General features: G+C 70.9%; 7 protein-coding genes. 2 read left to right on the forward strand and 5 right to left on the reverse strand.

Translation table 11 applies throughout. The features are described from left to right. Window positions 1-64 precede the first annotated feature (64 nt). A complete protein-coding gene (locus tag ACZ5Y0_RS16840) occupies window positions 65-2,317 on the reverse strand; it encodes an MMPL family transporter (RefSeq protein ID WP_469129415.1) in 2,253 nt (750 codons plus the stop codon). Window positions 2,318-2,728: 411 nt separating this feature from the next. On the opposite strand from ACZ5Y0_RS16840, the gene ACZ5Y0_RS16845 reads away from it, so the two are divergent. Continuing rightward, the gene (locus ACZ5Y0_RS16845; protein WP_469129416.1) at window positions 2,729-3,274 is read left to right on the forward strand and encodes a DUF1697 domain-containing protein; all 546 of its coding nucleotides are present in this window, start codon (window positions 2,729-2,731) and stop codon (window positions 3,272-3,274) included. A 55-nt stretch (window positions 3,275-3,329) separates the two neighbouring features. After that, window positions 3,330-3,926 carry a TIGR03086 family metal-binding protein gene (locus ACZ5Y0_RS16850; RefSeq protein ID WP_469129417.1) on the forward strand — a complete coding sequence of 199 codons (597 nt, stop codon included), beginning with the start codon at window positions 3,330-3,332 and terminating at the stop codon, window positions 3,924-3,926. A gap of 385 nt (window positions 3,927-4,311) precedes the next feature. Here ACZ5Y0_RS16850 and ACZ5Y0_RS16855 read toward each other — a convergent pair whose 3' ends face one another. Genes ACZ5Y0_RS16855 through ACZ5Y0_RS16870 form a run of 4 tightly spaced genes read right to left on the reverse strand, consistent with a single transcriptional unit; the run spans window position 4,312 to window position 7,925 of the window. Then, on the reverse strand, window positions 4,312-5,052 hold the full coding sequence (locus ACZ5Y0_RS16855; protein ID WP_469129418.1) for a sirohydrochlorin chelatase: 741 nt from the start codon (window positions 5,050-5,052) through the stop codon (window positions 4,312-4,314). A gap of 4 nt (window positions 5,053-5,056) precedes the next feature. After that, entirely contained in the window at window positions 5,057-5,965 is a 909-nt protein-coding gene (locus tag ACZ5Y0_RS16860; RefSeq protein ID WP_469129419.1) for an ABC transporter permease, read from the reverse strand. Next, window positions 5,952-6,740 carry an ABC transporter ATP-binding protein gene (locus ACZ5Y0_RS16865; RefSeq protein WP_469129420.1) on the reverse strand — a complete coding sequence of 263 codons (789 nt, stop codon included), beginning with the start codon at window positions 6,738-6,740 and terminating at the stop codon, window positions 5,952-5,954. Before ACZ5Y0_RS16865 ends, ACZ5Y0_RS16860 begins: the two co-directional genes overlap by 14 nt. Window positions 6,741-6,776: 36 nt before the next feature. After that, window positions 6,777-7,925 carry an aliphatic sulfonate ABC transporter substrate-binding protein gene (locus ACZ5Y0_RS16870; protein WP_469129421.1) on the reverse strand — a complete coding sequence of 383 codons (1,149 nt, stop codon included), beginning with the start codon at window positions 7,923-7,925 and terminating at the stop codon, window positions 6,777-6,779. Window positions 7,926-8,241 lie beyond the last annotated feature (316 nt).

An 8,241-nucleotide genomic window follows, 5' to 3' on the forward strand; every position in this document is an offset into this window, starting at 1 on the left:
GCCTGGGGAATCCAGGGATCCGGGGATCCAGGGGTTCAGAGGTGCTCGGGTCGGGTCGGCGGGGTCACACCCGCACCGGCTCGCCCTCGTCGTCCCTCGTCACCGGCTCGATCGCCTCGGCCGACTCGTCGTGCGTCAGGTCGGGCAGCCGGTGCAGCCACTTCGGCAGGTACCAGTTGCGCTCGCCGAGCAGCGCCATCACCGCCGGGAGCAGCACGCCCCGGATGACCGTCGCGTCGATCAGCACCGCGGCGGCCAGGCCGACGCCCATCTGCTTCATGGACTGCATGGACAGCGTGCCGAAGATCGCGAACACGGCGACCATGATGACGGCGGCGCTGGTCACGACCCCGGCCGTGGTGACGACACCGTGCGTGATGGCGTCCCGCGTGGTCCGGCCGCGCAGCCGTGCCTCGCGGATCCGGGAGACCACGAACACGTGGTAGTCCATCGACAGCCCGAACAGGATCACGAAGAGGAACAGCGGCAGCCAGGTGACGATGGCGCCGACGCCCTCCGCGCCCACCAGGGACGCGCCCCAGCCGTGCTGGAAGACCCCCACGAGGATGCCGTAGGCGGCGCCCACGGACAGCAGGTTGAGCACGATCGAGGTGATCGCGATCGTCAGCGAGCGGAACGAGAGCAGCATCAGCGCGAAGGCGAAGACCACGACGAACGCGAAGACCGGGACGACGGCTCCGGCCAGCTGGTCGTTGAAGTCCTTCGAACCGGCCACCTGGCCGGTGATCGGCGCCTCCAGGCCCTCCACCTTGCCCAGGGTCGCGGGCCGTACGTCGTCACGCAGCTTGTCCAGGCTCGCGCCCGCCTTGTCCAGGTCGGACCCGCCGACCAGCGGGACGTACACGAAGGCGATGTTCTGCGCGTCGTGCAGCTTGATCTCGACGGGGCCGCGCGAGGCGCCCGAACTGATCGCCCGCTCACGGAAGTCGGCGAGCGCGGACTTCACCTCGGGTGCGTTGATGTCCTTCGCGTGGACGACCACCTCGGCCGGGTCGGAGCCGCCCGGGAAGGCCTCGTTGAGCCGGTTGTAGGTCTGCACGATGGGCAGCGAGTCCCCGAACTCCTGGTCCAGGGTGAGGTTCTGCGTCTTCATGCCGACCGCGGGCGCCGCGATGGCCAGCAGCGCGCCGGCCGCGACGAGCACGGAGAGCAGGGGCCGGGCGAGGACGCCCTTCAGGACGGCCGACCAGAACCGGCTCTCGCCGCCGCCGCCGCGGTTGCGGGCGCGTCGCCGCAGGAAGGGGATGCGGCCCTTCTCGACCCGCTCGCCCAGCAGCGACAGAAGCGCGGGCAGCACGGTCACGGACCCGACCATGGCCACGGCCACCACCATCAGCGAGGCCAGACCCATCGCCTCGAACTCGGCGAGGCCGGTGAACAGCATGCCCGCCATCGCCACGCACACGGTGACGCCGGAGACGACGATCGCGCGCCCGCTGGTCGCGGCGGCGATCCGCAGCGCGGTCTGCCCGTCCCGCCCGGCCTCGCGCTCCTCGCGCTCACGGCGCAGGTAGAACAGGCAGTAGTCGACGCCGACGGCCAGACCGACCAGCAGCATCACGGAGTTGGCGGTGTCGCTCATCGGCATGACATGGCTGACGACGCCCATCAGGCCCATCGTCGCCATGATCGCGGTGACCGCGAGCAGCACCGGCAGCAGGGCGGCGACCAGGGCGCCGAACGCGATGAGCAGAATGCCGAGGGCCACCGGCACCGCGGAGTACTCGGCCTTCTGGAAGTCGTCGCCGAACGCGTCGTCGAACGTCTTCATCATGCTGGCGCCGCCGATCTCCTCGATCCGCAGTGCCTCGTGCTCCTTCTGCACGCCCTCGACGGCCATCAGGACCGGCTCGATCCGCTCGCCGGCGGTGTCGGAGTCACCGCGCACGTCGAACTGCACGAGCGCGCTGCGGCCGTCCTTGGAGATCGTCCGCGTGTCGTACGGCGAGGTGACCTCGGTGACCTTGCCGGTGTCCTCGACGGCCGTGATGATCGCCTCGACGGCCTCGCGGAACGCGGCGTCCGTGGCCTTCAGCTTCGCGTCCTTGGCCTGGACGAGGACGGTCTCGCCGGCGGGCTCCTCGATCCCCGCGTCCTCGATGATCCTGGCGGCGGTGTGCGTCTCGCCCTTCAGCTGGTCGCTGTCCTTGACGTCGACCCGACCGGCCGCCGATCCCAGCCCCATGGCCAGGACGACGAACAGCACCCAGATACCGACGGCCGCCCAGCGATGCCGGGCACTCCAGCCGCCGGCCCGCGCGGCGATGCCCCGCACCCGTGAATCTCCGTTCCCCATGACGGGCTTTCCCCCTCGAGGTGCGGTGGCAGCCCCCTGCCGCCACCTCTCCCCTCGAAGGTATGGGCCGCGTAAAGCCATCTCGTCCTGCTGTTCGACGAGGTGTCGGACGCCGGACTCCTCCCCTCGGACCCCGCCGTCTCACCGCTGGGGAGGACAGTGACCCCTTACATCTATCGCCGGGTCTCGGGGACGATGATCAGGGTCGGGCCCCGCCGTCCGTTCCGCCGTACGGATCTCCGATCCCGGGCGGGGTTCCACAACCTTGTTGAATAAGTCACAGGTGCGCGAAGAAGTTGATCCGGCCACCGCCGATCGGCGAGAGTTTCGCACAACCCCGTTCCGCGGACCGGGGTCCCGCGGCCGTCGTGCCCACCCCCACGGGGCACGAAGGCCGCCTAGGCTGTACGGATGACGACATACGCCGCTCTGCTGCGCGGCATCAACGTGGGCGGCAGCCGGAAGGTCCCGATGGCGGCCCTGCGGACCCTGATGGAGGGCCTCGGCCACGACGGCGTCCGCACCTACCTCCAGAGCGGCCAGGCCGCCTTCTCCACGGACGACGGCGACGAGGACGGCCTCGCGCGGGAGCTGACGCGGGCGATGGAGAAGCAGTTCGGCTTCACCGTCGACGTGATCGTGCGCGACCACGCGTATCTCAGGGCGGTTGCCGACGCCTGCCCCTTCCCGGCGGCCGACCTGGAGGCCAGGCAGCTGCACGTCACCTACTTCTCCGCCCCCGTCGACGCCGACCGCTTCGCGGTGATCGACCCGGCCGCGTACCTGCCCGAGGAGTTCCGTCTCGGCGACCGTGCCCTGTACCTGTACGCCCCCGAGGGCCTCGGCCGTTCCCGGCTCGCCGAACAGCTGTCCCGGGCCCGGCTCCTCAAGGGGCTGACCGCGACCACCCGCAACTGGAACACCGTGGTCAAGCTGGTCGAGATGACCCGTCCCTGAACCGTGTCGCGTTTGTTCAAGGCAACGCCGTCCCCGCGTCCCTAGCGTGGTGGACATGAAGTACGACGAGACGCACCGGTACATGTCCGAATGTGCCGCCGAGGCGGCGCGTGTCGCGCGCGGTGTCCCCGCGGACCGCCTGAACGACCCCACCCACTGCCCCGACTGGGACCTGCGTGCCCTGGTCAACCACTGGGTCCTCTACACCTCCCACGGCCTGGAGCACCGCGCCCTGCGCAGGCAGCTTCCCGAGGAACTGGTCGCCCGCGACTTCACCGCGGACCCCGGTTGGCCCGACGCCTACGCCGCCCAGCTCGACCGGGCGGTCGCGGCCTGGGCGGACCCGGCGGTCTGGGAGGGCGAGGTCGACCTGGGCGGCGGCGCCCTGCCCGCCGACGAGCTGGCCCCGATGATCGTCAAGGAGATGGCCGTCCACGGCTGGGACGTCGCCGTCTCCACCGGCCAGGAGTTCCGTGTCTCCGCGGGTGCCGCCCGCCTGGTCCTCGACGTCGTCGAACGCCACGGCGACCTCTACCGCCAGTACGACGGCTTCGCCGATCCGGTGCCCGTGCCGGACGACACCCCGACCTTCGGACGGGCCCTGGCGGCGAGCGGGCGGGACCCCCGGCAGGGCATCCACGCGGGCCACTGAGGAAGTTCCACGGTGCGCGCGAGCTGGCGGGAACCCCGGCAGGGCATCCACGCGGGCCACTGAGGAAGTTCCACGGTGGGCAGGCATGCCGGCCGGGGACCCGATCGCGGACCAGTGTCGCGGGCATGACCCCCGGCCACCCGTTCACCGCTCCGCGTCGACCTCTGGTCCGACCCCGCCTGCCCGTTCGCGTGGATCACCTCCCGCCGGCTGCCGGAGGTCAAGCGGCAGAGCCCGCTCGACCTCCGGCAGCCGGCCATGAGCGGGTGGCGGCCGAACCCGACTCCTTCGGGCCGAGGCGGACGCGGGTGGGCGGGCCGTCCGTCGCGTGACCTTGTCGGGCGGCCCGTCAGGCCCGGCCGCCGCCAGTTCCGGGCGTGTGCCGTCAGGCCCCGACCGCCGCCAGTACCGGGGCGCGCGCCGCGTCGTACCGCTCCAGCAGGACGTGAGCCACCTCGGGGGACGGGCCCAGCACCTCCGCCAGGACGTCCGCCCGTGCCGCGCCCCGGGCGATCCGGTCGGGGAGGAAGCCGGGGGCCAGGACGTACGGGGCGACCGCCACCGTCGAACAGCCCAGTTCGCGCAGTTCGCGCACGGCGTCCTCGGTGCGAGGAAGGGATGCGGAGGCGAAGGCGGGTCGCACGGCGTACCAACCGGTGTGCCACCACTCCCGCGCGATGTCTGCGATCACCGCGATCGCCTCCGGGTCCGTGGAACCCGCCGAGGCCAGCACGACCCCGGTCGAGGCCTTGTCGGCGGGCGTCAATCCGGCCTCGTACAGCCGCCGTTCCAAGGCGGAGAGCAGCAGTGGGGAAGGGCCGAGCACCTCCGCCTGGCGGATCCGCAGTCGGCGTGGCGCGTCCCGCAGGACCGCCGGGATGTCCGCCTTGGCGTGGAACGCCCGCGTCAGCAGCAGGGGGAGCGCGACCACGTCACGTACGCCCTCCGCCGCCAGCGACTCCAGCACCCCCTGGACGGAGGGAATGTTGAAGTCCAGGAAACCGGTCTCCACCCGCAGGCCGGGCCGCAGCGACCGGACCCGCCGCACGAGGGCGTGGACGGTCGCCGCGTGCCGCGGATCACGGCTGCCGTGGGCGACGACGAGGAGAACCGGCTGATGGCGCACGAGGTCAGCCCTTCACCAGCAGTCCGCGCCCGCGGAGCACCCGCCGCTCCAGCGGGCTGAAGATCAGCAGGTCGATGGCGATACCGACGAACAGGATGAGGATGATCGCCTCGAACACCAGCGCCATGGAACTGGCGTTGCGGCCGTTCTCCAGCAGCGCGCCCAGGCCGACGCCCAGGTCGGGGGAGGAGGCGATGATCTCCGCCGCCATCAGCGACCGCCAGGAGAAGGCCCAGCCCTGCTTCAGTCCGCCCAGGTAGCCGGGCAGCGAGGCCGGCAGCACGATGTGCCAGGCGCCCTTCAACCCGGTCGCGCCCATCGTGCGGCCCGCCCGCAGGAACAGCGGCGGCACCTGGTCGATGCCGGAGACCAGGCCGTTGGCGATGGAGGGGACCGCGCCGAGCAGGATCACCGCGTACATCATCGAGTTGTTCAGGCCCAGCCAGATCACCGCGGGCGGCACCCACGCCACCGACGGCAGCGACTGGAGGCCGGACAGGATCGGGCCGATCGCCGCGCGCACGAACTTCACCCGGGCCACCAGCAGACCCAGCGGCGTGCCGATGGCGAGGGCGAGCAGGAAGCCCAGCAGGCCGCGCGAGACGCTGGTCCAGATGTACTCGAGGAGCTTGCCCTCCAGCCACGCGTCCTTGAACTCGTTGCCCACGTCGGACGGGGACGGCAGCTTCGCCGGGTCGTCGACGATCCCGAAGGTGATCAGCGCCTGCCAGACCACCAGGACCACCGCGATGGCGACGATCGGCGGCAGGATCTTGTCGAGGAACGTCTGCCGGAAGGACGTCCCGGCGGCCGTCGAGGTCTCCAGGGCGTCGAGGCCCGCCTCCACCCCCGCGAAGCCGCTGTCGCGGACCGGGGCCTTCGCCGTCGGGTCGGTGGTCTCAGTGCTGGCCATGACGACGGATCTCCCCACGCAGGACTTCGGTGATCTCCAGGGACAGCTCGGCGACGGGAGCGTCCTCGATGCGGCGCGGCTGCGGAATGCCGACCGTCCACTCGCGCGCGATCCGGCCGGGCCGGGAGGACAGCAGGACGACGCGCTGCGCGAGCCGCACCGCCTCGCGCACGTTGTGCGTGACGAACAGCACCGAAAGGCCCGTCTCCGCCCAGATCCTGGTGAGTTCGTCGTGCAGCACGTCCCGTGTGATCGCGTCGAGCGCCGCGAACGGCTCGTCCATCAGCAGCAACCGGGCGTCCTGCGCCAGAGCGCGGGCCAGCGCCACCCGCTGGCGCATGCCGCCGGAAAGCTCGTGTACGCGCTTTCCGTACGATCCTTGCAGCCGGACGAGTGCCAGCAGCTCCTCGGCGCGGTCGCGCCGGTCGCTCTTGGGAACTCCCCCGAGCTTCAGGGCGAGTTCGATGTTCTTGCCCGCGGTCAGCCACGGGAACAGGGCGTGCTCCTGGAACATCAGAGCCGGTCGCCCGTCGGTGCCGATGTGACCGGCGGTCGGGGCGTCGAGCCCCGCCACCAGGTTCAGCAGCGTCGACTTGCCGCAGCCCGAGGCGCCCAGGAGGGTGACGAACTCGCCCGGCGCGACATCGAGGGTGATGTCGTCCAGGACGAGCTGCTGCCCGGCGGGCCCGGCGAAGGACTTCGAGACATGCTCGATACGGGCGGCGTACTCCACCGACTCGGTGCCGTCGGCGGCCTTGGCGAGCGTGGTGGCCATGGTCGTCACCTCCTGGGAACTCTCGTGGTTGCGGGGTTACTCGACGCCGAGACCGGCGTCGTCGACCGTGGGCTCACCCGCGGCCTGAAGGACCTTGTTCAGGGGCGCGAGGTCGTAGATGCCGTCCAGCAGCGGGTCCTCCAGCAGACCGGCCTTGACCGCGTGCCGGGCCTCGCTGTTGAGCGTGGCGGCGAGCGGGTCGTCGGTGAACCGGATGGACTTCCAGGCCGGGTCCAGCACCTCCGCGGGCAGCTCCTTGCCGGAGTCCACCTTCAGCTGCGCGTTCGCCGCCGCCTTCGCCTCGTCCGGGTTGGCGTTGATGTACTTGTTGACGTCGACCGAGGCCTTGAGCACCGCCTCGACGGCCTTCGGGTGCTCCTTGAGGAACTTCTGGGACACGATGATGTTCGTGATCACGAACTTCTTGTCGGGCCACAGGTCGGATTCGTCCAGCAGCACCTTGGCGCCCTCGGCGACCAGCTTCGACGCGGTCGGCTCCGGCACCCAGGCGCCGTCGATGGAACCGGACCTGTAGGCGTCCGGGGTCACCTTGTTGTCGGTGCGGATGACCGACACGTCACCCTTGCCGCTCTCCGCGTCGACCTTCCAGCCCTGCTCGGAGATCCAGTTCAGCAACGCCACGTCCTGCGTGTTGCCGAGCTGCGGAGTGGCGATCCTCTTGCCCTTGACGTCCTTGAGCGACTTGATCTTGGCGGGGTCGACCACCAGCTTCACCCCGCCGGACGCCGAACCGCCCACGATGCGCAGGTTCTTGCCGGCGGACTTGGTGTACCCGTTGATCGCCGGGGAGGGGCCGATCCAGCCGATGTCGATCGAGCCGGAGTTCAGCGCCTCGATCTCGGACGGGCCGGCGTTGAAGATCTGGTATGACGCCTTGGTGGCGCCGAGAGCCTTCTGGAAGTAGCCCTTGTTCACGCCGACGAGGGCGGTCCCGTGGGTCAGGTTGCCGAAGTAGCCGATCTTGACGGAGTCGAGACCGTCGATCTTCTGCGCCCCGGCGGCCACCTTCTGCGCGGACGGCTCGTCCTTGGCCTCGGAGCCGTAGCCGCAGGCGGCGAGGGTGAGAAGGGGAAGCGCGGCGACGGTGGCGAGGCCGCGGCGTAGCAGGCGACTGGACGCGCCCCCGTTCGAGCGAAGCCGGGAAAGGGGGAGGTTGGCAGGCACGGGAGGTGTTCCTCTCGTAGGCCCGGCGGTCACGGTCTCTCAGGTCGTGGCCGGGAGGTCGGCAGGTTTTCGTCTACGGCGGTGGGGGGTGCGGGCGCGCAGGCAGTGCGCGTACGTCAGCGCACACATCGCGCCACTCCGCCCTGCCCGCTGCCGAGGGCGCCGCTGCCGACGCGGCCGCCCTCCTTCGCGAACGTGGACCAGTAGTCGGTGAGGTTCACGTCAGAAGTCCCATCCGTCGTCCTGGGCCGGGTGTTTGACCGGCTCGGGCGAGGCGAAGGACTCTCCGACCATTCCGGCGGTGAGGGTGGTGCCG

This window comes from Streptomyces sp. NPDC033216, from assembly GCF_055577115.1.

What these genes read in the sequence shown, in the direction of transcription:
- ACZ5Y0_RS16840 (WP_469129415.1), bottom strand. Translation starts at nt 2,317, where the DNA reads ATGGGGAACGGAGATTCACGGGTGCGGGGCATCGCCGCGCGGGCCGGC.
- ACZ5Y0_RS16845 (WP_469129416.1), top strand. Translation starts at nt 2,729, where the DNA reads ATGACGACATACGCCGCTCTGCTGCGCGGCATCAACGTGGGCGGCAGC.
- ACZ5Y0_RS16850 (WP_469129417.1), top strand. Translation starts at nt 3,330, where the DNA reads ATGAAGTACGACGAGACGCACCGGTACATGTCCGAATGTGCCGCCGAG.
- ACZ5Y0_RS16860 (WP_469129419.1), bottom strand. Translation starts at nt 5,965, where the DNA reads ATGGCCAGCACTGAGACCACCGACCCGACGGCGAAGGCCCCGGTCCGC.
- ACZ5Y0_RS16865 (WP_469129420.1), bottom strand. Translation starts at nt 6,740, where the DNA reads ATGGCCACCACGCTCGCCAAGGCCGCCGACGGCACCGAGTCGGTGGAG.